Source organism: Pseudoalteromonas sp. BMB (genome assembly GCF_001709235.1).
In the GTDB taxonomy this organism is placed as follows: Bacteria; Pseudomonadota; Gammaproteobacteria; order Enterobacterales; family Alteromonadaceae; genus Pseudoalteromonas; species Pseudoalteromonas maricaloris.
The window spans coordinates 25,311-49,498 of the sequence record NZ_MBQA01000001.1 but is presented as its reverse complement, the minus strand read 5'-3'; the positions used below and the strand labels follow the sequence as shown (position 1 = coordinate 49,498).

General features: G+C 42.6%; 22 protein-coding genes and 5 tRNA genes. 8 read left to right on the top strand and 19 right to left on the bottom strand.

What is annotated here, in order from left to right; translation table 11 throughout:
• Positions 1 to 111 precede the first annotated feature (111 nt).
• The 7 genes from clpP to BB427_RS00215 form a co-directional block, all read right to left on the bottom strand.
• Positions 112 to 729, bottom strand: coding sequence for an ATP-dependent Clp endopeptidase proteolytic subunit ClpP (clpP, locus tag BB427_RS00245; RefSeq protein ID WP_010606724.1), 618 nt, complete (start codon positions 727 to 729; stop codon positions 112 to 114).
• 333 nt (positions 730 to 1,062) lie between these two features.
• Positions 1,063 to 2,367 (bottom strand): trigger factor, encoded by a 1,305-nt coding sequence (tig, locus tag BB427_RS00240; RefSeq protein WP_069018586.1) that lies wholly within the window; start codon positions 2,365 to 2,367, stop codon positions 1,063 to 1,065.
• A gap of 277 nt (positions 2,368 to 2,644) precedes the next feature.
• A tRNA-Pro gene (locus tag BB427_RS00235) sits at positions 2,645 to 2,721 on the bottom strand.
• A gap of 21 nt (positions 2,722 to 2,742) precedes the next feature.
• A tRNA-Pro gene (locus BB427_RS00230) sits at positions 2,743 to 2,819 on the bottom strand.
• A 19-nt stretch (positions 2,820 to 2,838) separates the two neighbouring features.
• Positions 2,839 to 2,914 (bottom strand) — tRNA-His (locus BB427_RS00225).
• Positions 2,915 to 2,938: 24 nt separating this feature from the next.
• Positions 2,939 to 3,015: transfer RNA gene (locus BB427_RS00220), tRNA-Arg, on the bottom strand.
• Between the two features lie 41 nt (positions 3,016 to 3,056).
• Positions 3,057 to 3,133 (bottom strand) — tRNA-Pro (locus tag BB427_RS00215).
• Positions 3,134 to 3,553: 420 nt separating this feature from the next.
• Between BB427_RS00215 and folD the strand changes: the two genes are divergently transcribed.
• On the top strand, positions 3,554 to 4,408 hold the full coding sequence (gene folD / locus BB427_RS00210) for a bifunctional methylenetetrahydrofolate dehydrogenase/methenyltetrahydrofolate cyclohydrolase FolD (protein ID WP_010371140.1): 855 nt from the start codon (positions 3,554 to 3,556) through the stop codon (positions 4,406 to 4,408).
• A 62-nt stretch (positions 4,409 to 4,470) separates the two neighbouring features.
• Here folD and BB427_RS00205 read toward each other — a convergent pair whose 3' ends face one another.
• The 3 genes from BB427_RS00205 to prmB all read right to left on the bottom strand — a co-directional run bounded on the left by BB427_RS00205 (position 4,471) and on the right by prmB (position 7,049).
• Entirely contained in the window at positions 4,471 to 4,902 is a 432-nt protein-coding gene (locus BB427_RS00205) for a hypothetical protein (RefSeq protein WP_069018585.1), read from the bottom strand.
• A gap of 66 nt (positions 4,903 to 4,968) precedes the next feature.
• Complete coding sequence (gene aroC, locus BB427_RS00200) at positions 4,969 to 6,066, bottom strand: chorismate synthase (protein WP_069018584.1); 1,098 nt, start codon at positions 6,064 to 6,066, stop codon at positions 4,969 to 4,971.
• A 47-nt stretch (positions 6,067 to 6,113) separates the two neighbouring features.
• A complete protein-coding gene (gene prmB, locus BB427_RS00195; RefSeq protein ID WP_069018684.1) occupies positions 6,114 to 7,049 on the bottom strand; it encodes a 50S ribosomal protein L3 N(5)-glutamine methyltransferase in 936 nt (311 codons plus the stop codon).
• Between the two features lie 95 nt (positions 7,050 to 7,144).
• On the opposite strand from prmB, the gene smrB reads away from it, so the two are divergent.
• Positions 7,145 to 7,696, top strand: a complete 552-nt coding sequence (gene smrB, locus BB427_RS00190; RefSeq protein WP_069018583.1) for an endonuclease SmrB — start codon at positions 7,145 to 7,147, stop codon at positions 7,694 to 7,696.
• A 236-nt stretch (positions 7,697 to 7,932) separates the two neighbouring features.
• The gene (locus BB427_RS00185; protein ID WP_069018582.1) at positions 7,933 to 8,175 is read left to right on the top strand and encodes a hypothetical protein; all 243 of its coding nucleotides are present in this window, start codon (positions 7,933 to 7,935) and stop codon (positions 8,173 to 8,175) included.
• 256 nt (positions 8,176 to 8,431) lie between these two features.
• Here BB427_RS00185 and BB427_RS00180 read toward each other — a convergent pair whose 3' ends face one another.
• The 3 genes from BB427_RS00180 to BB427_RS00170 all read right to left on the bottom strand — a co-directional run bounded on the left by BB427_RS00180 (position 8,432) and on the right by BB427_RS00170 (position 12,372).
• On the bottom strand, positions 8,432 to 9,037 hold the full coding sequence (locus BB427_RS00180; RefSeq protein ID WP_010371125.1) for a peroxiredoxin: 606 nt from the start codon (positions 9,035 to 9,037) through the stop codon (positions 8,432 to 8,434).
• Between the two features lie 323 nt (positions 9,038 to 9,360).
• On the bottom strand, positions 9,361 to 10,074 hold the full coding sequence (gene fadR, locus BB427_RS00175) for a fatty acid metabolism transcriptional regulator FadR (RefSeq protein WP_069018581.1): 714 nt from the start codon (positions 10,072 to 10,074) through the stop codon (positions 9,361 to 9,363).
• A 573-nt stretch (positions 10,075 to 10,647) separates the two neighbouring features.
• A complete protein-coding gene (locus BB427_RS00170) occupies positions 10,648 to 12,372 on the bottom strand; it encodes a winged helix-turn-helix domain-containing protein (protein WP_254663550.1) in 1,725 nt (574 codons plus the stop codon).
• Between the two features lie 178 nt (positions 12,373 to 12,550).
• Between BB427_RS00170 and BB427_RS00165 the strand changes: the two genes are divergently transcribed.
• The 3 genes from BB427_RS00165 (at position 12,551) to BB427_RS00155 (ending at position 15,077) form a co-directional block, all read left to right on the top strand.
• Positions 12,551 to 14,050, top strand: a complete 1,500-nt coding sequence (locus BB427_RS00165; protein WP_069018579.1) for an amidohydrolase family protein — start codon at positions 12,551 to 12,553, stop codon at positions 14,048 to 14,050.
• A 199-nt stretch (positions 14,051 to 14,249) separates the two neighbouring features.
• Positions 14,250 to 14,759, top strand: a complete 510-nt coding sequence (gene dsbB / locus BB427_RS00160; RefSeq protein ID WP_069018578.1) for a disulfide bond formation protein DsbB — start codon at positions 14,250 to 14,252, stop codon at positions 14,757 to 14,759.
• A gap of 12 nt (positions 14,760 to 14,771) precedes the next feature.
• Positions 14,772 to 15,077, top strand: coding sequence for a hypothetical protein (locus tag BB427_RS00155; protein WP_017216140.1), 306 nt, complete (start codon positions 14,772 to 14,774; stop codon positions 15,075 to 15,077).
• Between the two features lie 51 nt (positions 15,078 to 15,128).
• On the opposite strand, the gene BB427_RS00150 is transcribed toward BB427_RS00155, so the two are convergent.
• The gene (locus tag BB427_RS00150) at positions 15,129 to 15,437 is read right to left on the bottom strand and encodes a ComEA family DNA-binding protein (protein ID WP_069018577.1); all 309 of its coding nucleotides are present in this window, start codon (positions 15,435 to 15,437) and stop codon (positions 15,129 to 15,131) included.
• Positions 15,438 to 15,908: 471 nt separating this feature from the next.
• On the opposite strand from BB427_RS00150, the gene BB427_RS00145 reads away from it, so the two are divergent.
• Entirely contained in the window at positions 15,909 to 16,223 is a 315-nt protein-coding gene (locus BB427_RS00145) for a YebG family protein (protein WP_010606713.1), read from the top strand.
• Between the two features lie 94 nt (positions 16,224 to 16,317).
• On the opposite strand, the gene BB427_RS00140 is transcribed toward BB427_RS00145, so the two are convergent.
• From BB427_RS00140 to BB427_RS00125, 4 genes are all read right to left on the bottom strand, one after another.
• Positions 16,318 to 17,508, bottom strand: a complete 1,191-nt coding sequence (locus BB427_RS00140) for an amino acid aminotransferase (protein ID WP_010371103.1) — start codon at positions 17,506 to 17,508, stop codon at positions 16,318 to 16,320.
• A 180-nt stretch (positions 17,509 to 17,688) separates the two neighbouring features.
• A complete protein-coding gene (locus tag BB427_RS00135; RefSeq protein ID WP_069018576.1) occupies positions 17,689 to 18,354 on the bottom strand; it encodes a GAF domain-containing protein in 666 nt (221 codons plus the stop codon).
• A gap of 127 nt (positions 18,355 to 18,481) precedes the next feature.
• Positions 18,482 to 20,140, bottom strand: a complete 1,659-nt coding sequence (locus BB427_RS00130; RefSeq protein ID WP_069018575.1) for a fused response regulator/phosphatase — start codon at positions 20,138 to 20,140, stop codon at positions 18,482 to 18,484.
• A 21-nt stretch (positions 20,141 to 20,161) separates the two neighbouring features.
• Positions 20,162 to 20,467, bottom strand: coding sequence for an STAS domain-containing protein (locus tag BB427_RS00125; RefSeq protein ID WP_010371095.1), 306 nt, complete (start codon positions 20,465 to 20,467; stop codon positions 20,162 to 20,164).
• A gap of 143 nt (positions 20,468 to 20,610) precedes the next feature.
• On the opposite strand from BB427_RS00125, the gene BB427_RS00120 reads away from it, so the two are divergent.
• Positions 20,611 to 20,940 (top strand): translation initiation factor, encoded by a 330-nt coding sequence (locus BB427_RS00120; RefSeq protein WP_010606709.1) that lies wholly within the window; start codon positions 20,611 to 20,613, stop codon positions 20,938 to 20,940.
• A 41-nt stretch (positions 20,941 to 20,981) separates the two neighbouring features.
• Here the strand turns inward: BB427_RS00120 and BB427_RS00115 are convergent, their stop codons facing one another.
• The gene (locus tag BB427_RS00115; RefSeq protein ID WP_069018574.1) at positions 20,982 to 23,945 is read right to left on the bottom strand and encodes a bifunctional diguanylate cyclase/phosphodiesterase; all 2,964 of its coding nucleotides are present in this window, start codon (positions 23,943 to 23,945) and stop codon (positions 20,982 to 20,984) included.
• Between the last annotated feature and the right edge of the window lie 243 nt (positions 23,946 to 24,188).

The following is a 24,188-nucleotide window of genomic DNA, read 5'->3' as shown; positions in this document are numbered from 1 at the left end:
ATTCAATTGCTGTTATCTCTAGATAACATCGTATTTCTTTTAACTATACCAAAGAAATTTGGCTTTGGCACAGTAGAAGCCGATGAATTCAACTCATCGGCTAATTCATAATCACTTAAGCTCTCGACGAGAGTGAACCGCATCGATCAGGCCATATTCTAACGCTTGATCTGCAGTCATAAAGTTGTCTCTATCTGTGTCATGCGCAACCACATCATAAGGCTGACCGGTGTGATCTGCCATTAAGCGATTCAACTTCTCTTTAATCGCCAAGATTTCGCGGGCGTGAATTTCAAAATCAGAAGCCTGACCTTGGAAACCACCTAAAGGTTGGTGGATCATCACACGAGAATTAGGTAAGCAATAACGTTTACCTTTAGCACCGCCAGATAGCAAAAATGCCCCCATACTCGCAGCTTGACCAACACAAACCGTACTAACGTCAGGCTTGATAAAATTCATCGTGTCGTAGATTGACATCCCAGCAGTCACAGAACCACCTGGCGAGTTGATATACAGGAATATATCTTTGTCAGGGCTTTCTGATTCCAAGAACAGCATCTGCGCCACAATTAGATTGGCCATATGGTCTTCGACTTGACCAGTTAAGAAAATAATACGGTCTTTTAACAGTCGTGAGTAAATATCATAAGAACGCTCGCCTTTAGCCGTTTGCTCCACGACCATAGGTACTAACGCATTGATTGGATCGATCATACCATCATTCATGTTTTTTTATTCCTTATTAGCACAGAATCTATTGCCTATTCGCAGCAACTTTATTGGACTTAGCGCGGTCCATAAAAACATTCTGTGATCGGTGTTTAGGCTAATACTTTTTTGAGCGAATTGAAACGAGTAGATATAACTGTAGCAGTAATACTCAACGAAACCTGACTCGTAAAATAAGTATAGCTAATAAAATAAGCCATGCCTCAAGATATAAGTACTTAATGCTTCAATATCAAGGCCTAAAAACAAAAATGGCCCGAATTCTCTATTAGAGTAACTCGAGCCATTTAAACTTCAGCTTAGCTGTAAGTCAATGATTTCTTCAAAGACTTATTGAGCAGCCTGTGGATTCATGATGTCGTCGAATGACTTTTCAACATCAGAAACAGATGCAGCAGCAAGTACTGCTTCAACTGCAAGCTCTTCCATCGCAACGTTGCGCATTTGCTGCATTAGTTGATCGTTTGCTTTGTAGTATGCCACTACTTCACTTGGATCTTCGTATGCAGAAGCAACTGTGTCGATTAGTTCAGCAACCTTATCTTCATCAACTTTGATGTCGTTCGCTTTGATCACTTCACCTAGTAGTAGGCCAGTTTTCACGCGAGTTACTGCTTGCTCGTGGAATAGCTCAGCTGGAAGCTCAGGCATGTTTTGTGCGTTGCCACCAAAACGTTGTGCAGCTTGTTGACGAAGTGCATCGATTTCTTGGTCGATTAGTGCTTTTGGCACTTCAACTTCGTTAGTTTCTAGAAGACCTTTGATAGCTTGATCTTTCACGTTAGCTTTAACCGCTTGGTTTAGCTCACGCTCCATGTTCTTCTTAACTTCTTCTTTAAGTGCGTCAACGCCGCCTTCAGCAACACCAAACTTAGTTGCGAACTCGTCAGTTAGTTCAGGAAGCTCTTGAACTTCAACTTTCTTCACAGTGATTGTGAATCGAGCCGCTTTACCTTTTAGGTTTTCAGCGTGATATTCTTCAGGGAAAGTTACGTCAGAAACAACTTCTTCACCTGCTTTTTTACCAACGATACCGTCTTCAAAACCTGGGATCATACGACCTTGACCAAGCTCTAGAGGGAAGTCTTCAGCTTTACCGCCTTCGAACTCTTCACCGTCGATTGTACCAACGAAATCTACCGTTACACGGTCTTTTTCGCCAGCTGCAGCATCACTCTCAGTCCAAGAAGCGTGTTGCTTACGAAGCGTTTCAAGCATGTTCGCTAGGTCTTCATCCGTTACAGAAACTGCAGGCTTTTCAACCGCGATTTTGTCTAGATCTTTAAGTTCAACTTCTGGGTATACTTCAAAAGTTGCATCGAATTCTAGATCTTTACCAGCTTCTAGTGACTTAGGAGCAAAAGATGGTGCGCCTGCAGGATTGATTTTCTCAGCAATGATTGCTTCGATATAGTTACGCTGCATCAGATCGCCAGCAACTTCTTGACGTACAGCTGCGCCGTAACGCTTAGTGATGATTGACACTGGAACCTTACCAGGGCGGAAGCCATCGATACGCTGTGTTCTTGACAGTTGTTGTAGGCGTTTTTTAACTTCAGTCTCAACGTTCTCTGCAGGAACGGTGATGGTCAGACGGCGCTCAAGGCCTTGAGTCGTCTCAACAGAAACTTGCATGATTTACCTCAATCTTCATTTTTGGGCGACAAAGCGCCTTCCTTACTAACAAGACAACCATCATGCTTTTTATGGGCCTTCGGCTAAATTGCCAAACTCTCCGTTGCATGTGACGCTTGTTGCCTGCCCTACGGGCACTACGTTAATTAATAGACGCGGCATTATAACCTATTCAACGACGGAGTCGAGCAATCAGGTTAAATAATTAGGCATATTGGTGCTAATTGATTAAAAGTTAGTAAATTTGAAATAAATGACTGAGATACTAGAGAGAAAGTGGTCGGCGATGCAGGATTTGAACCTGCGACCCCTTGGACCCAAACCAAGTGCGCTACCAAGCTGCGCTAATCGCCGAACATATATATTTTGTAGAAGTGGTCGGCGATGCAGGATTTGAACCTGCGACCCCTTGGACCCAAACCAAGTGCGCTACCAAGCTGCGCTAATCGCCGACTAATTTAGGCATGTAGATGGGGCGACTGATGGGACTTGAACCCACGACAACCGGAATCACAATCCAGGGCTCTACCAACTGAGCTACAGCCGCCACTACATGTGGATTAAAATAAGATGGCGCACCCTGAAGGATTCGAACCTTCGACCGACGCCTTAGAAGGGCGTTGCTCTATCCAGCTGAGCTAAGGGCGCAAACTCGTAAACATCTTCATGCTACTTTCTTATTTTAAAAGTGGTCGGCGATGCAGGATTTGAACCTGCGACCCCTTGGACCCAAACCAAGTGCGCTACCAAGCTGCGCTAATCGCCGACTGTGACCTTGGAGAACTAAGAACCTTTTTATCGGTGAGTCCTCGTTGGCAACGGGGTGCATAATAGTGATTTGCCCGAAGTAGGTCAAATATTTTTTTTAGTTTTTGTTTCAACTGCCTAATTTTGCCACAAATTGTTGATAAAACAGCTGACTTAAACAATTTTTGAACGCTTCTTGTAGAACAGATCATGAAAACCTTTGCTTTTACGCAATGCAAACTTGGCGGACTGGCTGTTTTTTGAGAAAATAGCGGGCAAATGTCCTCCTTTGTAATAACTAAAGGGACATATAAATAGAGCGACCCCATTTTTCATCTGTATTAAGCAATCATTTCATCAATATATGAAAGTGCTTGTATAGAAGAATTTAAAGGCTCTATCATCGTTCAAGTTTTTTAACCCTTAATATAGGTCAATCATGACGGCAAACATCATTGATGGCAAAGCTATCGCGAAACAAGTTCGTTCTACTGTTGCACAACGTGTTCAAGACAGACTAGCGCAAGGTCTAAGAGCGCCTGGCTTGGCTGTGGTATTAGTAGGCCAGGATCCTGCGAGCCAAGTTTATGTTGGTTCAAAGCGTAAAGCCTGTGAAGAAGTCGGATTTGTTTCTAAATCTTTCGACTTACCAGGTGATACAAGCGAAGAGCAATTACTTGCGCTTGTTGATGAGCTAAATGCAGATCCTGAAGTTGATGGGATCTTAGTACAATTGCCGCTACCTGAAGGCCTAGACGCAGAAAAAGTGTTAGAGCGTATTGATCCTCATAAAGACGTCGACGGCTTTCACCCATATAACGTAGGTCGTCTTGCCCAAAGAATGCCAGCACTGAGACCTTGTACGCCAAAAGGGATCATCACCCTACTCGACTCTACCGGTGTGCGTTATAAAGGCATGCATGCTGTTGTGGTTGGTGCTTCAAACATCGTTGGTCGCCCTATGTCACTAGAGCTGCTACTTGCTGGTTGTACTACAACCGTTTGCCATAAATTTACGCAAGACCTCGAAACCCATGTGCGTCGTGCCGATCTACTGGTTGTGGCGGTCGGTAAACCTGAGTTTATTCCAGGCGACTGGGTTAAAGAAGGCGCGATTGTCATCGATGTAGGCATTAATCGCTTAGAATCTGGCAAACTGGTAGGTGACGTGCAATACGACATCGCAGAACAAAACGCGAGCTTTATTACTCCAGTGCCAGGTGGTGTGGGCCCAATGACCGTCGCAAGCTTAATCGAAAATACGCTCGAAGCGTGTGAAAAATATCACAGCTAAACGCTGTTCGTTTATAGCTATAATAAAAGCCTCAGTTGAGGCTTTTATTATTTTAAGCCTCACTAACTCATTAGCGTGTCCTTGTTCGCCTTGTTTTCTTCCTGAGTTACCGCTTCTCTCATCGCTTCTTGTAAGGCAGCCATCCGCTCTTCTAATTCTTCAGGTGAAATTTTTCCCTCAGCCGCAAGCTTTTCAAGTTCTGCCATTTTCTCTTTTAATTCGTCTATTTTCTCTTTATTTGCCCCTAAGCGGCTAAACATTACCGCTTCTCTCATTTTTTCGAGAAATGACTGATTACGCTCCACCACTTCATATTTATATGGCTCGTCGGCTTTATTATCGAGTACAGGGGATGATTGGGCTGCGATGTTAGCAGCCGCGACATAGTCTTGCTCCTGCGCAGCGGTATTAGCTCGTTTAGTTTGAGCAAGGCTTTGCTGCTCTGAAACGGACTCAGTGGTACGAATTGCGGAGTGGGTTTGGTAAGTGATCATGATTGCTCTCCTTGATTTGTCCAAGAAAAGCAATCACTGTGCCAAAATTAGCTTACTCGCTACTGGCTAGATATGACTAGGAATTGGCTTGTGCGACAAATTGACGTCTTGGTTTTGACCACGGTGACGTAATAAGTGATCCATGAGCGTAATAGCCAACATGGCTTCTGCTATTGGAATGGCACGAATACCAACACAAGGGTCATGGCGACCCTTCGTCACAACTTCTTGTGGTTGGTTGTGGGTATCAATACTCTGCCCCGGTACCGAGATACTTGATGTCGGTTTTAGCGCAATTGATGCGATAATATCTTGCCCTGTAGAAATACCCGCTAAAACGCCGCCGGCATGATTAGAAGTAAATCCCTGTGGCGTTAGCTCATCTCTATGCTCAGAGCCCTTTTGCTCAACCACATCAAAGCCATCACCAATCTCTACGCCTTTTACGGCATTAATGCTCATCAAGGAGTGCGCTATCTCAGCATCCAAACGGTCAAACACTGGCTCACCTAAACCAACTGGCACATTTTTCGCCACGACTTTCACTTTCGCACCGACTGAATCACCTTCTTTTTTCAGCGTACGCATATATTCATCTAGCGCTTCTAGCTTAGATTCATCGGGAAAGAAAAATGGATTGTTTTCAACCGCTGACCAATCATAATGCTCGGCTTTAATCGGGCCTAATTGAGAAAGACAGGCATTGATTTCGATACCATGGACTTGCTTGAGATACTTTTTCGCAATCGCACCTGCTGCAACTCGAATGGCAGTTTCACGTGCCGACGACCGACCACCACCGCGATAATCTCTATGTCCGTATTTGTGCCAATAGGTATAGTCGCCATGACCCGGACGGAACAAGTCTTTGATGTTTGAGTAATCTTTTGAACGTTGATCGGTATTTTCAATCAACAATCCAATACTCGTACCTGTGGTCTTGCCTTCAAACACACCCGAGAGAATTTTTATCTCATCACCTTCTCGGCGCTGTGTTGTGTAGCGGCTTTGGCCTGGTTTGCGTCTATCTAAATCGATTTGTAAATCAGCTTCAGTGATCTCAAGCCCTGGTGGTACACCATCCACCACGCCACCAAGCGCGGCGCCATGGCTTTCACCAAAGGTCGACACCTTAAATAATTGGCCAATGCTATTGCCTGCCATCGTTTTTCCTCATTCCTAAATAGACGATAGAGAGCATTGGCTCCCTATCAGTTTTTAAAGTATTCCAATAGTTGTTGTTTGGATACGACAAAGACCCCTAAACCACCATGCTCAAAGTCTAGCCAAGTAAATGGCGCTTCAGGAAATTGCTGCTCCATATGTACCATAGAATTGCCAACTTCGACAAATAACAAACCATCATCATTTAGATGATCGGCCGCTTCTGCCAGTAGTGTGCGGGTCACATCAAGGCCATCTTCTCCTGACGCCAAGCCAAGCTCTGGCTCATGATGGAACTCCTCTGGCAGATCTGACATGTCTTCTGCATCAACATAAGGAGGGTTCGCTACGATTAAATCGTACTTTTGACCCGGTACACCACTAAATACATCAGATTGGATAGCAAAGACTCTGTCTTGCATCATATGCTGATTGATATTGTGATCAGCCACTTCTAAGGCTTCAAAAGAAATATCTACTGCGTCTACTTGTGCGCGCTCAAATGCTTTGGCCAATGCAATCGCAATACAACCAGAGCCCGTACACATATCTAAAATACGCGTTACTTTATTCGGTGTAGCTACCCAGGGGGCAAAATGTTTTGCGATTAACTCTGCAAATGGTGAGCGTGGTACTAATACGCGCTCATCAACATAAAACGGCATACCAGCAAACCAAGCTTGATTCGTTAAGTAGGCGACGGGAATACGCTGCTCGATACGTGCTTTGATAAATTCCATCAGATGCGCTTTTTCACTTTGTGTCATGCGCGCATGCATGATTTCTTTGGGAGCATCAATTGGCATATGCACCACCGGAAGCACTAAACTGACCGCTTCGTCCCAAGGATTATCCGTACCATGACCAAAAAATACCTCGTTACTCACAAACTGGCTCGCTGTCCAGCGTACCCAGTCCTGAATGGTATGTAAGTCTTGAAAGGCTTCAACGGCCATTTCTTCGGTAATAAGTGGTTGTGACATTTCCGTCATGGTGACTCTCTAAGATCAAACTATATGGCGCTATTGTAGCGGTTTTTAAACTAGGTTTTTATGCTTTTTTTATTTAAAATGTCATCATGAACAGAGAATCTAACACTAATGCTGACCTAAATGACGATTTCGCGATGTTTCGTGAGTCTTTGAATGGTGTAAAACCCCTCAAACAAGATCAGGTGCAGCTCAAACAAAAGAAAAAAATTCAGAGCATTGAGCTGAAGCAACAAGTCAAGCAGCAGCAATCTGAGTTTTACTTTTCTGACGAGTATATTCCTGATATTGATACGTCAGGAACCATCAATTTCGTAAAGCTCGGAGCTGATCGCTATTTAGCAAAGCAGCTAAGGCGTGGTGACTACGCGCCCGAACTCATCTTAGATTTACACGGGCTAAATAAAGAAACGGTAAAACAAGAACTAGCAGCATTAATTCATGCTTGTAAGAAGCAGCATATTGCTTGTGCGTGCGTGGTGCATGGAATTGGTGAGCGTGTGCTTAAACATAAAGTACCGCAGTATCTTGTCCAGCATCCAGATATACTGGCGATGCACCAAGCACCTTTAGAATATGGCGGTAAAGGGGCTGTATTAATCTTGGTTGATTTACCTGATGACCCTAACTTTGGCCGTTAATTCGGCCCAAACATTGTTCTTCATCCTTTCTTACTTCGCTTAATCCAGCCTTAATAAATTTAACTAAATCTTAGCCATTTCACCCATTCATAACTGGTCAAATTCACCACCCCATTAACTCCCCTATGCCAAGAAAAAATTAAAACACATAAAAATCAATAACATAAAAATTAAATTCATTTTGGCACAACCTTTGTAATAGTTATTGCGACTAACAAATTACAAGGAAACTTATTATGACTACTTTAGCGAAAATCACCATGACCACTTTACTGTTTACAGCAAGCATGACAACAACAGCTGCAGAAATTGATGCTTCATTACTTCAAGAAGTAAAAACCAAAGTAACGCAAGCTATCACTGAGTCAATCAAAGCGAATCTAGAAGAAATAAAAATTGAGACCAAACAGTCTTTAGAGAAAGCGTTTCAAATAACCAATAACAACGAGCAAGAAAAAAAGGAAGAGACTAATGATTAATGAACTCGAATTTCTGAGTCTGCTCGCAACTCCCGTGATCAGTTTATTTGCCGCTTACCTGAGCATTCAACTGATAAAATCACTGGGTCAGTTTATCAACTTTAACTAGCATGGCACTTGCTAAAGTAGGCAAGGTAGCCGAGTAGTCAAAGTTTTACCCTGAGAAAGCTATTGAGGTATCAGTAGCCATTAAAAAACCCGCCAATTGGCGGGTTTCTTTTTGATATCAGTGAGATATCATAAAGTCGACACTAAATTATAGTGCGCCTTCGTTTTCAGATAGGAACTTAGCAACACCTTCAGGGCTTGCATCCATACCTGCTTTACCTTCAGTCCAACCAGCTGGACATACTTCACCGTGCTCTTCGTGGAATGCTAGTGCATCAACCATGCGAAGCATTTCGTCGATGTTACGGCCTAGTGGTAGGTCGTTAACTACTTGGTGACGTACATTACCTTCAGCATCGATTAGGAAAGAACCACGGAAAGCAACGCCAGCTTCTGGGTGCTCAACGTCGTATGCTTGACAGATTTCGTGCTTAACATCAGCGATTAGATCGTATTTAACTTGACCGATACCGCCTTCGTTTACTGGAGTGTTACGCCATGCGTTGTGTGAGAATTGAGAATCGATAGAAACACCGATCACTTCAACACCACGCTTTTGGAACTCTTCGTAACGCTTGTCGAACGCGATTAGCTCTGAAGGACAAACAAACGTGAAGTCTAGTGGGTAAAAGAAAACAACCGCTTTTTTACCTTTAATACGCTCGTGCAGGTTGTAGCTATCTACGATCTCACCGTTACCTAGTACTGCTGCTGCTGTAAAGTCTGGTGCCTTGCGGCCTACTAATACACCCATTTTTATCTCCAATAGTTAGGTTTATTTCCAATCTTATCTTGGTATCTCGTATCGAGACCAAAATATCTTGTTCATAATATTGTGGCGTGCTTATGAAAAAACAACCCTAGCTAAATTCATAACTAAAGTCTCTTTGTCATTCTCACCGCCAAAAAAACTGCGCCTAGTGTATTTGGCAAGCGCCATAATTAACAATCGAATTTACCGATAGCACCAATCTATAAATTCGATGAGACAAAAATGCCTCCGCTCAAGATGCCATTCGGAGATCAAAAAAAGCTTCACGAAGAAGCCTTTTTAAGATGTCTATCACTCAGTGGACATTAGTCCATGATATTTTCAGGCATATCACCTCGGATCTGCTGCCAAATTTCACCCGATTGGTGACCATACTTACGCATCAATGAAATAGCGCCATCGTGTTCTCGATTTTCTGCCAGTTTGGTTAAATCTGCATAGAACTGTCTCGCCAGTCCTCGCGTTCTTGAATCAGAGAAGTAATGGCACCCAATTTTTGAGTATAACCCTCTGAATCCATTTAAAATAAGCACATAAATTTTGTTTTGCCCAGCACCTGCCAGTTCGTGATGAACTTGGTAATCATAATCGGCAAACGCTTCTGCGGTGTCTTCTAGCTCTTCATGCTTAGACAAAATATCGATAACACGCTGCGGATTGAATTTTATCGCCGCACGCGTATAGATAGCACTAATATTGGTACGCGCTGACAGCAGCTGATCGGTCAGCTCAGGCATCTTATCTTCATCAAGACGCGCTAAGGTTTCTAAAATATTAAGCCCTGACGTTTCCCAAAAGTTATTTACTCGGGTTGGCTTACCATGTTGGATAGTCAACCAGCCATCACGAGCTAGCCTTTGTAATACTTCGCGCAGTGTTGTTCTTGTTACACCAATGAGTTCAGAAAGCTCACGCTCAGCAGGTAGAATGGATCCCGGAGGGAATTCACCGTTCCAAATTGACTCAACAATATATTCTTCAGCAAATCCAGCTGGGCTCTTGGCTTTGAAAATTCTCATCTCACACCACTTTATTATTACATCAATGCCTTGATTGGCAGGTTGTGCTTGTTAATCCACTGATTGTACCAGATGAAGCTCAACTAACAAGCTACAAATCACCCTAGCTGAAAATAGCCATGTTTAATGCAGGTGAGATTGTGATGCGGTGTGAGGCTTAGAACTCGCTTAAGGCGATATAGACTTGGCCATAACGAGCTCATCTTCGCTAAACACTGAGCTGTTAATGTAAACAAATTGCTCCTCATCAGACCATCCTGCCTCTGCTTTCATTTTGTATAACTCAAATGCTTCTCCTTAAAGTGCATACGAAACGACTGCGAAATAAACAGACAAAGCGGCATGTAATAATGTTATTGGACATCTTTTGCAATTTACTTTCGAGCGTTGCTTGCAAACAACAAAGCAGCTTAAGGAAACCAAAACTCACAGGCAACAAAATCGAACCCTGTTTTTAAAAGCCAATATCAAAGTCTGCCGAAACACAGAACTCCTATTCAAGGAATCACCAAGAAAATTCGCTCCCTACTTTTAAATCACTGAGCGAGCTTTATGCCTGAGTAACCAAACGTATTAGAGCTCATTCTGTCTGCTTTCAAGCTTATTCAGCCATGCTTGTTTAAATTCGTGGTTTGATGTCAAAGTGAGATAAAGATCCGTAGCAAAAAAACTATCATTGTAGTCGGGTAACCAGCCAGTGTTGAGCAGCTGCGTTAGCGCTTGTTGTGTTTCTGCTGCGTCATTGCTAAGTGCGGACCAATATGGAGATAAAGCTGCATCTAGCTGATTTCCTTGATTAAGGTATTGTGCCAACAACTGTGTTACTCGCTTAAGCTGGCTATCTTGACCAGTACGTTTCAGCATCAGGGCATAAGTAAGGTATTGCCCTACATTGCCTGCCTCTGGCAATGTAAGCGCCGCGATATCAGCAAAATGCTGTTCAAAAAGCGTTAGCGCGGGTTGTACTTTCTGCCGTGCAAGTAAAGCCAGAATATAGGGCATCACATAATGATTACCCTTTGAGTCTAGCTCGTATCGCTGCTTTAAGAGTCCTTCAGCCTTTTCTACATCACCTTGTCGCCATGCGATCCCGGCTTCAACATAGAGTCTAAATGCTGTAGAAATTGAACCTAAATTTGCGGCTTGCTGATATGTCTCCTCAGCTTCTTCTGCGCGCCCTAAACTCAATAACACCAATATGTGGCTCAACTGCTGCGCGGGGTACAATTTACTATGACTGATGTGATTGTTTTGGTACCACAGCAAATATTGGCTTGCTCTATTCTGGTTAAGCGGATAAAAGTCTAGCGCATAGAGCGGATTGTTTTTGGTGTGGGGGGCAACGGCAACGCTACGATCAAAATATTTTCGCGCGAGCACTAACTCTCTAAAATTCAAATAGGCATAGGCTAATCCTCGGATAATAACCGCATCGTTTGGTGCTAACTGATACGCTTGTTTATGCGCAGCAATTGCATCGGGTATTTTGTGTTGGTCCCGAAGAAATCGACCGTACCAATGCCATAGGCGAGCATGCTTGGTTGAGAGCTCAAATCCGCGCTTAAAATAATCCTGTGCTTGCTCAATTTCACTCTCCATCACCGCAAAGCGCGCAAGAGAGGTTATCACTTCAATATTTGTATCATCTAAGATCCGTGCCTTTTCTAACAATGGCCGACACAAAGCAAGCGATTCATACTCTGACACCGCGCCATATACGCTAAGCCCCATCAAGACATTGCATAAGCCACTGAGTGCCTCGACATTATCACTTTGTTTAGATAACACTTGTTGATAAATCGTTTTCGCTCGCGCTAACTCTTCCACTGCTGTACTTTGGGATAGGTGTGTGGCAAGAGTGATCTCATCAAAATACGGGTTGTTTTGTGTTTTGTGCTTTTGATCAGTTTGAATATAAAAAGCAAAAAAAGCGATGAGCGCGAGCAACGTAATGGTGACACCAAGCAGCCAAATTCGCTTTTTGCTCACTGACACCACAGCCGCTTTATGCTCTCTAAGCGCAATGTTTGGATGAATGCGGTAGCCTTGAGCTGATATTCTTTCTATGTATTCTTGGTATTGTGGATCTGTGTTTAAAATCTTTCTTAACTGCGCAACAGCTTGATAGACCGAATTGTCAGACACCACCTTCGGGTGCCAAGCTAACTCGACGAGGTTATCAATACTCAGAGGCTCAGCTTTCGCATCAACCAGCACCAACAGTAATTTCATCACTTTTGGGGTGACGGTATATTCACGGCCAGCCGGATACTCCACAATCTGATTCAATTTAGGCACAACAAGCCAATTTCCCAAAAGCAAATTTATCAACCCCAGAACACCTTACATTATTGATTATTATAGTTTTAATTAAATTAAGAAAAATTTCAGAGTTAAATTATATGAAAATTAAAACACAAAGTACCTCGCCAGTTATGCTCGAAGGCATCTAATACAACACTAACTGGTTTTCATTATGAAAAAACAAACATTAATATTTGCGGCCTGTTGCGCCCTGTCTTCTCATGCATTATTTGCAGCAGTGGACCTTCGTATCGACAATGCTACCATTTTAAATCCTATTGATAAGCACCAAGTCAATATCATTTCCAATCATTGGCTCGCCATCCAAGACGGCAAAATTATACAAGTCTCTGACTCAAGTCAAAAACCGGATGCAGCACAGGTCATTGATGCTCATGGTCAATACCTCATACCAGGGTTAACCGATAGCCATGTCCACCTAAAAACAATGCCGGGATTGCTTAACACTTCTCCTAGTGCTCGCCAAATGCAGGCAGCATTTTTACAACGGCAAGGCGCTAATTATCTTTACTATGGCGTCACGCAAGTTATTGACCCGTCAAACACTGCAACCGGCATGACCGAATTTACAGCAAATGGCCCCGCACCCGACGCCTACTTTTGTGGCGCAATGCCGGTTTACCAAGGCTATAATGCTGAAGGCCTTAGTTACTCAAAGCTACATCACCATAAACCCTACTTTGCTGCACAACACGGCGATCCTGCTCATGAGCTAACGCCATCTGAAGCACACGCTCACCAAAGAAATCAACCCTTAACGCGAATGAAATCTGACGGTGCAACTTGTGCCAAACTGTACTTTGAAGATGGCTTTGGAGAAAACAGTGCTATACCGCTTATTAACCAAGAAACTGCCAAACAGTTAGTCGAGTCCGCAAACTCACTTAAGTTACCCGTAATGGCACATGCGAATGCCGTTGATATGCAACAACTTGCTGTAGATGCCAATATCAACGTTATGGCGCATGGACTTTGGAACTGGTTAACGCCAAATACAGCCCCTAGCGAAAGCGAACTGCCAACCAATGTAAAAGCTGTGCTGGATACCATCATCGAAAAAGACATCGCCTATCAAGCCACATTAAATGTGATGAATGCTCTGGCGAAAGTAACTGACAACACCTTCACCCTTTCGTCTGAATATCGTACCGTATTACCTCCATCTCAAATTGCTTGGTATCAAAGTGAACCTGGTCGCTGGTTTTCTCGAGAAATGGGTCAAGGCTGGGGTGAAATAAGTAATCAACAAAAGGTCGCTAAACTTGAGCAAGTTTTCTCTCAAGGGCAACGAGCACTAAATTATCTATATAAAAATGGCGCAACCTTGCTGCTTGGCTCAGATACGCCACCCGCACCAACTTATGTCTCGCAACCTGGCTTATCGACTTATCAAGAATTAACGATGATGGATCAAGCCGGAGTAGGCCTCGTTAGCTTGCTATCTGCTGCTACCATTAATAATGCGAAAGCATTTGCAATAGACAATCAGTACGGCAGTATCGCTGCTGGGAAAGTGGCAAATCTATTACTTTTAAATAGTAACCCTTTGCAGTCAGTCGCGGCTTATAACGATATTGAATATGTTATCTTACATGGCTCAGCCATTGAGCGTGCTACTTTTCATATCGATGCCCTCGAGAAAAGTGAATGAGTAAATACGTCAGAATAGAAATACTGATAATGTCGGTCTCACCTCTATTGACTTAATCAAGTGGTCTATTTTGATATTTTCGAACTTCTGCTGGTAACAAGAGTCGAAAAATCGTCGCAAAGATAGCGCACACCGCCGAAGTAAGGTTGCTCTAACACAGCCAGATAAAGCATAATAAAACAAAAAGGGTTTCTCTATAATGAAGATTTCATCTTTTCATCTCTCTAGGCAATCTTGGGGATTGCTAGCACTATCCGCTGCTATTTTTGAAGCCGCTGCACTGTATTTCCAATACGGTATGGGTTTAGAGCCCTGTATTATGTGCATCTATCAGCGTTTTGCTATGTTGGGGTTATTAGCAGCTGGTTTAATCGGTATGATTTCTCCTCGCTCATTCGCGCTGCGTAGTCTGGCATTTGTTTCGTGGGGTGTAGGCAGTATTTGGGGTTATTTTATCGCCCGTGAACATATCAGTATGCAAACCACAACGGATCCATTTGCTTTTACCTGTGACTTTGTACCAAACTTTCCTGCGTTTATGCCGCTGCATGAATGGCTACCAAGCTTTTTTGCTGCAACAGGTGACTGCGGCAACATAGATTGGTCTTTTGCAGGATTATCTATGCCTGGATGGATGGAAATTATCTTTGCATTTTATAGTGTTGCATTTATTCTTTTCTTATTTTTCCACGTTACCAAAAGAAGTTGAGATATCACATTCATGCATTTTAGGTTAAGCCAAATTGAGCAACTGAGAGCGTTTAAATTACGTGACAAGCAGATGATCTTACGTCTTGCACTTAGCCACCTTGATGCAAAAACAAAGGTCGTGTTAAGAATAGCCAAGTTGCTACTGCTCACACCATTTTTTGCCTCATTGGTCGTATTTGAAGGCTGGCTGTTATTACCTGTCTTATTGGTAGCAGGACTAATTTATCCGCTACTGACCACACCACTGGAAATACAGTTTGGCAAACCCAAGTTAGCTCAGGCAATCGCTGAGTTTAACGCCTCGAATAAGCCCTAATCTTCAATCTACCTGTGTGCGAGCAGCGAAGCTCGCACACAATAACTACGACTAGACTCTAATTTTCCCCTCCAGTTTTGCCAATATTCCTTTCCCAATTCCTTTTACTTCCAGCAACTCCGTTGTTGTTTTAAAGCGCCCCATTTTCTTACGGTACTCTACGATGGCTTCAGCTTTACGAATACCAATCCCTGGTAAACTTGAAAGCGCCGAAGCGTCAGCAGAATTAATATCGAGTACAGCACTTTGCTGCCGTGTTTGAGAAGCTGACTTTGCTTGCTCCGCAGGTTTTGCGAGCACGCTTGAACAGCTTAAACCTAACGCCAATAAAATAGAAAGTATGGTGGGTTTATTGAACATATATACACTCCTTGTGCGTAAAAAGTATCCAAAGCTTTTTGCATTCCTCTCAATGGATGATTGCAGCAAGCTTATAAAATAACCTGAGCTTCGGATAATTAATGCCTTTCTAGCAGCTAGTTTTAGCGCTAACTGTGTTGAATTCACTTCCAATAGCCAGCTATTGGTGCGTAAATTCGCCTGGTTATCCCCAAAACTCTCTGGCTAGATAAAGGAAATAATTTAATGTGAGTTTAAAGCAATGAGCTAGCTCATTCCTTATCCAAACCTCAGGTTAAATAAAGATTGGAACATTGACTTTGTCAAAAAACATTCATTCTTTCAAAAATCAAAACAAACATTAAGCTTTTGTTTTTAATGAATTTAATTAATTTCACTTCACTCAACAGCACTTGAAAAATTTTCAAAATAACTTGCTTAATCACTCGATTCGATTTACTGTATAAAAAAACAGTGACTAGGGGAATAACCATGGCCGTTATCATCAAATATGTTGTTGAAAGAAATGGAGTCGAGCGTATGACTTTCACGTCTAAAAAAGAAGCTGATGCTTATGATAAGATGCTAGATGTAGCTGAAGCATTGGAAGACATGCTAACGAAAGTTGACGTGCCGCTGAGTGAACAACAAGTTGAATCCCTAGCGCTTGAAATTGCGAAACAAAAAGATGACTTTGTGTCTGTGTTAAAAGGTGGCAAAGTAGCACCAAAGGCCAATACCAAAAACAAATCTGAAAACGAAAAAGCGTCAGATCCAGATAAAGTGACCAAAATTAAGCAAGCCTAAATGATAATAACCACTTACTTCAGTGGATGGTTTAGGCTGAAAATAAAAAACCGCATGCTCTGCGGTTTTTTATTTTGTGCTGTGTAGCGTGGTATTATTTAATCACGCTTGCCACTGCGTCAGCAAAGTAGTCAATATTGTCTTTGCTTACGCCAGCTACGTTAACACGGCTAGAGCCTACCATATAGATAGCATATTCAGTGCGTAGTCTGTCAATTTGCTCTTTATTAATACCTAAGAAAGAGAACATACCGTGCTGACGGTCGATGAACGAGAAGTCTTGCTCAACACCTTTTGCAGCTAGGCTTTCTTTAATCAACGTACGTAGACCATTGATACGACCGCGCATTTCGTCAAGTTCGTCGTACCACATTTGCGTAAGTTCAGTACTGCTTAGAATGGTATTTACAATATCAGCACCGTGTGCTGGTGGCATTGAATAGATACTACGAACAACGCTAAGTAATACTGAGTTTGAAACATCAGCAGTTGCACTGTCTTTTGCAATGATTGAACACGCACCGATACGCTCGCGGTATAAACCAAAGTTTTTAGAGCAAGATGAACAGATGATCATTTCATCAACTGTATCCGCAACCGTTCTAAGGCCTTGTGCATCCTCTTCAAGGCTGGTACCAAAACCTTGGTATGCAATATCAATTAATGGCGTAAAGCCTTGCTCTTTCGCAAGTTCAGCAACCACTTTCCATTGCGCTTGATTTAAGTCCATACCACTTGGATTATGACAACATGCATGAAGTAGTACTACATCACCTTTAGGTACTTGCTTCAGCGCATTGATCATCTCATCAAACAACAACCCTTTGTTTTCGTAGTCGTAGTAAGGATACTCTTTAACTGTTAGACCAGCTGCTTCAAATAGGCTGATGTGGTTTGCCCAAGTTGGAGTCGTAACCCAAACAGTTGCATTGGTATTGCAACGTTTAATAAATTCGGCAGCAACACGTAATGCGCCAGTACCACCAGGTGCTTGCGCCGTACGTACACGGTTTGCCAATAATGTACTATGCTCTCCAAGTAACAGTGTTTCCATCTTTTGACAGAAGTCTAAGTTACCAGCCAAACCAATATAAGATTTTGTCGTTTCGTTTTCTAAACGAAACGCTTCCGCTTTTTTAACCGCTCTAAGTACCGGCGTGTTTCCCTGCTCGTCCTTATAAACACCTACACCAAGGTCAATTTTGTTTGGGTTAGTGTCCTGTTTATAAGCGGCCATCAGGCCTAAAATAGGATCTGTTGGAAGTGGTTTTAGCTCTGAGAACATGGCTTATCTCTTTTATTTTAATTAATGCAAACTCGAGCGGCTGACGCCCGATTCCAGTAGACTTGATGGTAACATAGAGACTTGCATCTCAGTTACCATATTTATCTAGAATTTTATTCATTTTTGTAAACTTGGCAGCACCACAAAGGCGTCAAGTTTACAGCCGGACTATTCCGATAATTATTCGGGTAAATAGTCAGGAATTCTCGTACATGCCGCTGCAAGCAATGCTAAGATTTCTTCGTTGAAGAATGACTCAGAAAGCGCTTCTGCATCAATAATTCCAATACAATTTTGAGCATCATCGAATAATGGCATACAGGTTTCTGCTTTCACCTTTGGATCGCAAGTGTAGTACTCTCCACCACTGGCGACATATTGAGGGATGTCATTAATCACTCGAGCTTTAGCGCTCAATACCGTTTGGATATTATTTGACGCAGCGGCAAAAGCCTCCGTTATCGGGAATAGCGGTCTACTCGGCGCGCCAGAGTACGCTAATTTGAGAAGTTGTTTCCCTTCATTTGTCGCTCTTGCTTGGTATATGCCAAACCAATCAACAGCTGTAAATTCAACTACTGCTGACACTATCGTTTGCAGCTTGGCAAGCGATTGCTCATTCACAATGTTCTTTTCAACGTAGTCACTCAATAAAAAAGGCGCTTCCTGAAGGTGCCCAAACAAGCTACAAGCGCCTCCTTCCCCAAGCTCAGGGATCTGATATGACCACACAGCAGGACTTGAGTTTTGCTCAATATAAGCATCTAGTTTTTTTAATTGCAGCAAAAGCAACTCGCGGGAGATAGATAATCCACTCAATGAAATATAATCTGACATTTTAGCCATCTAAACATCTAAAGTTAATGCAACTTTACCACGCTCTTTATACCTTGCCAACACTAAAAAACAGGTACATACAGCAATACGAGTAGATAACAAACTAAAGCTGAAGTGAAATACACTTGCGTGGAATTTAAACCGATTTAGAGGTGAGTGAATAAATCATTTCTACTTCATTTCCAGCACTGTTGTAGCTAACGCTTTGGGCAATCTCGTTAAGTAAGCTAACACCTCGGCCGTGGCTATGCTCTTGCTGCGCTTTATTGCGATCGCTTGATTCAAAACCATTACCTGAATCACAAATGTTGAAGTATAACTTTAGCTCTTCAGGGCTGTAGCGCACAGAAATAATAATGAGCGCTTCTTTTAGCTCCTTCAAAACACTCTCTCGCAGACTATAGAACTCAAAAAAGCCATCTTCTTTATTTTTAATCTCAGAATCTAACCCCAATACACCGTGATCTAAAGAATTATTGTAGGCCTCTGAGAGTAGTAAGAAGATGTTAGAGCGATGCGCCGAAATACCGTCAACCTCACTAAGCAAATCCACCAGCTCAAGTACCGGATCTGTCGTTTTCATCTGCTTGGCATCTAAAGATAACGAAATATTAAACGGCAAACTTGAATAATGGTTAGGCGCAGAAACAATTGAATCGCTAGCAACGCAATTAATAATTGCGATACTTAAGTCATCTTGTTGCTCAGTATTGCCAGAAAACTCGCGAACTTCAGAGATAATTTGATCCGTGGAAATATGCTGCCGACTCGCCAGCAAGCGCTTTAACCGTCGTTCGCCATACATTTCCCCCCGCTCAGACTCAGACTCGATGATACCGTCTGTCGCCATTACGAGGCGTTGGTCGGGGCTAACTTCAAAATGCAGTAGGTTACGTTCAAACTCATCGACTTCTAGAATACCAAGCGCCATATGCTGGCTCTCTATGGTTTTAATAAGGCTGCCATTTTGGTCAACCAGATATAAATCTGGCAAACCGCCAAGCCAAGCAGAAACACTTTTCCCTGAGCTGCTCAATTCAATGATTGCTGCTGCACAAAACATATGGCCGGGTAATAACTCATTAAGGGCGGTATTGAGCTCAACGGCTATATCACTAACCGCCATCCCCTTTTGCACCATAGTATAGAAAATGCGCGATGCAGGAAGCGCGCCGACCGCAGCTGCTAAACCATGACCAGTAAAATCACCTAGTAAACAATAAAAGCCACCCATTGGGCTCTTGGCCATTAAAAACATATCGCCATTAAACATTGACGCAGGTGACAAGTGGTATTCACATATCTCAGGATATTCAGATTGTTGTGCAAGCGCATTACTAAAGATGTGCTCAACAATCTCGTGCTCTCGCTCTATTTGGTTATAGTGATATTCCAGTTGTCGGCGTTGTTCGTTGCTTTGTTGGCTGAGCCTCCGTGTCCTCGCATGCGCTTTGATCTTGGCTGATAAAATGACTTTATCAAACGGCTTATGAATAAAGTCATCACCTCCTACAGCGAGACACTTTTCAAAGCTACTTTGATCTTCAAGCGCAGTGATAAAGATGATGGGGAGGTATACGTCGCCTGCATATTGCTTTATTTTGGGGGCAGTCTCAAAGCCATCCATTACGGGCATGACAACGTCTAGCAGCACGATGTCGATGTCCTGACTTTCAAGAATTTTTAATGCATCACGACCATTATGCGCACAAAAAACGGTATAAAATTGTTGCTCAAGCATCGCCTTGAGCAGCTTACAGTTTAATACCTGATCGTCGACTACCAAGATATTCATGAGGGGCTAATCTATCGGCGTTCAGTCAATATCAAACTTCTTATCAAAACGAGAGATCTGGAGGATTTTCTTAAGTTGCGGGCGACAATTACTAATTTGAATGCTAGAAACTGAGCTTCCTAGTGTTTTTTTCATATTTAACAGCATACCCAAAGCGGAGCTGTCCATATAGTCGGTTTCACGCAGGTCAACAACAACCTTTTCGGTTTGATCATTCACCTCCGCATACGCCTGACGAAACGATTGCACCAAATTAAAGTCGAACTTGCCTCTAATTTGAATGGTTAGTGTCTTACCGTCAGCAGAAGCGTTTTTACTCAAGCTCATCATTAAGCTCCTAAATTATTTTGATTTGTTTCCCCTCACCAATTTAAATATAACGCTTAAAAATCATTTAGCAAAAAATAAAAAACATCTAATCTGCTTTTTGCTATGATCTCTGCAAAGAACCCGCAAGAGGACCAGAATCAATGTCAGAATCAAGACTTGTGTACTCCACAGATGTAGGCCGTATTGACACCAAAGAGCCAAAGCAAGAAGTTCAAGGGAAAGTTTTTAAAGACGGTGCCGTTCGTATTGAAAGACAAACTAAAGGGCGCAAAGGCAAAGGCGTTATGCTTGTTGTTGGCATCGATAGTGAACAACACGACCTGAAAAAATTGGCAAAAACGCTTAAATCTAAAATGGGTCAAGGTGGTGCAGTTAAAGAAGGCGTTATTGAAATTCAAGGCGATGACAGAGAAAAGCTTAAGCTGTTATTAGAAGGCCAAGGCTTCAAAGTGAAAATCGCAGGTGGTTAAGCGCTTATTATTTTCAGCCCCAAACTTTTGGGGCTGAGCTGCTATACCGCTGGGAAAAATCTCAGAATATCGGCTTCACTTAGCGGCGGGCTGTAGTAATAACCTTGTACGATATAGCAGTTATTTTTCGCTAAGAACGTCATCTGAGCCTCAGTTTCCACCCCTTCAGCAATAACCTGCAAATTTAATTTTTGCGCCATTGCAATGATAGCAGCGGTGATTTCCATATCGTTCGGATCTTCAGGGATATCCTTTACAAAGGAGCGGTCGATTTTAAGTATGTCTACAGGGAAACGTTTAATATAACTTAAAGACGAATAACCTGTACCAAAGTCGTCAATAGACAGTGAAACGCCAAGCGCTTTGATATCTCTAAGTTGTATGATTGCCGCTTCCACATCTCCCATCAACATACTCTCGGTAAGTTCAAGGTGTAGTAGAGTCGGCTCCATCTCAGTTCTGTCTATAATATCTGACAGCGTGCTGATCAATTGTGCATCTTTAAACTGCCTCGCAGAAAGGTTGATAGATATGTTGGCAATTTTGCCCGCGGCTTTTAAACGACGAGAAAAATGGCACGCTTCTTCTAACACCCATGCACCAAGCTCTACGATTAGGCCTGTCGCTTCAGCAATTGGAATAAACTTACTTGGCGGAATGGTTCCTTCGCTTGGGTGGAACCAGCGAATAAGCGCTTCATAGCCTACAACCTCACCACTTTCACTGTTCACTTGTGGCTGATAATGCAAGGTAAATTGTTGCGCCTTAATTGCTATACGCAGCTCGTTCTCTATATATAGACGCTCGTTAGCAGCTTCGTCTAAATCTTGGCTATAGAAATGGTAAGTGTTCCGCCCTTTTGCTTTGGCCTGATACATTGCCAAATCTGCATGTTTAAGCAGCTGCTCCTCTTCTTTACTGTCAAACGGAGCCATCGTAATGCCAATACTTGCACTGACGATCACTTCGTTATTCCCCAGCTTTATTGGTTCTGCCAGTGTCTTTTGAATGATATTGGCAACTTCCATGGCATTTTCTCGCTCATTGATGCCACTCAGTAACACCGCAAACTCATCCCCACCCAATCTGGCAATGGTATCTTCTGCACGGAGGCGCTTTTTCAATCTTGTCGCAACTTCAAGCAATAAGCGGTCACCCGCGTCATGTCCTAAAGTATCATTGATGCGTTTAAACTCATCTAAGTCAAAGTAAAATAGAGCAAAGGCGTAATGACCACGTTCTGCAAGTGCCATGGATTTCCGTAACTGCATCCTGAAAAACGTTCGATTGGCAAGGCCGGTTAAGGTATCAAAATAAGCCAATTCTTCCATTTTACGCTGGCTTTCTTTTACAAACGAAATATCTTGGGCTGAGGCGACATAACTTGAAATTGCGCCACCTTCTTCACGGATCGGCGACACGCTCAAGCTAACCCAAATAGGCGCCTCTCTGTTACCCGCCAACATCGTATCCCCGCGCCAATGATTGCGACTGCGTAGGTCAATATCGATATCATCAATGAGAATTGCCATGTCTTTTGAAATAATACTCAAAAGCGGAGAGCCAATAAAATGCTGTTCATCGTAGCCCGTCATTTCCTGCATTTTTGGATTGACGTACTCAATTTGAAAGTGCTCATTGGTCAATACAACGCCAGTACCGGAAAAAGCCACAGCTTTTGACAAACGGTTTGCCGCCTTTTCTGCGATTTCCTTTTCTGTAATACGTTGATTTAGGCCATTTACAAGCTGTTTTATCTCAACACTCATGTCATTAAATGAGGCGTTCAATTGACCTATTTCGTCATCGGTATGCGGCAAGGTTGGCGTATCCCACTGCCCTCGACCAAATCCCTTCACTGCTTTAACGAGCGCATTGATACGTTTGAGTACTAATTGATATAGAACCTGATGCAGTAATATCGCAACAAAAATGGCATACAGAATAAACAAACCGAAGAACTTAACTTTAAGCTCTTCAATGGCCGAGATAGCCGACGCCCGCTTCTTGTAGATCCCAATGTACCAATCTAAATTGGCAATATGGGTCACGTGCATAATATGCCAGTTGTCTTTATATCTAAATTCATCTTGGATATTTGGCAGCTTAGTAATAAGTGCAGTTTGTACTATTTTACTCAAATCTTCCGGTAGCTTGTTGTGGTCCAATAGCTGCCCAGTCGCAGCGGTGGTTTTAAACAGGCCGGGAGCTGCCAATAATCGACCCTGTTTATCAAAAACGATGAAACCTTGCTGATGGTCAGATTTAGGTAGTTTTTCGAGTAAGGTGGTCAACTCTATATCGCTACCCGTTAACCCAAGGTATTTGTCATGTAAGTATAAAGGCACCAAAATACTGACCACCCATTTGTTCCAAACCCTATCAAAATACACGCCCGACCATACCGCTTCCCTCGTTGGGTTTTGTTCAGCATGTAAAACAGGCAAGTTATGAAGCTGATTATTTACCAGCCTAGGGTCTTTCGCTAATAGGGCATTAGGAGGCGCAACACGGACAAATCCGTCTTTTGTAGAGAGGTAAAAATTAAAGAAATCCTGTAACAGTGGGGGCGCAAGAATATTCCAAAGCAATTCAGATTCAGAAAATAACTTTTGCACTGACTGCAATTTTAAATCGCCAGTATACATAGCTGCAGAAAGGCCATTTTTGGCTGTACTCGCTAAGTTTTCGCCACGCTTGTCGACACTCGCTTGTGCGCCAGATAAATCTTGAACACCGTAAAGTAAGTGTTTGGAAACCACTGAATTGGCTTGTTCGGCCAAGTTGGCTTTAAGATCGAGGTAATTTGAAAACTGATTGTTCACCTGCGCACTAAAACGCTTAAGCTCATCATACTCTTCATAGATCAACTGCTTTTCTTCAGATTTTAGCATCAATGCTGCAGCAAAAACGCCCGCGATCAAACACACGGCCGAAATCAACATCGACAGCTTTACACTTAAAGAGCTTGCACCATATCTTGATGGGGGACGACGATTGCCCACAAGTTAACCTATTCTTTTATTTACAGTGGTGGTGTTGCCTGAATATACCAGAATATTTTTCGACTCGCCAATAAGTTACGTTTGATTAACGTACTTAACTCACTGAGATTGGGCACTTATCTACTAAATAACTTAGGTTTTTGCCAATACGTCCAAAGTAGTACTTGTTTTCTCGTTTAGTTCTATGCTAATAATGTATTCAGTTTCAAAGTAAGGTTTGAATAAATGAATTTCATCACACGC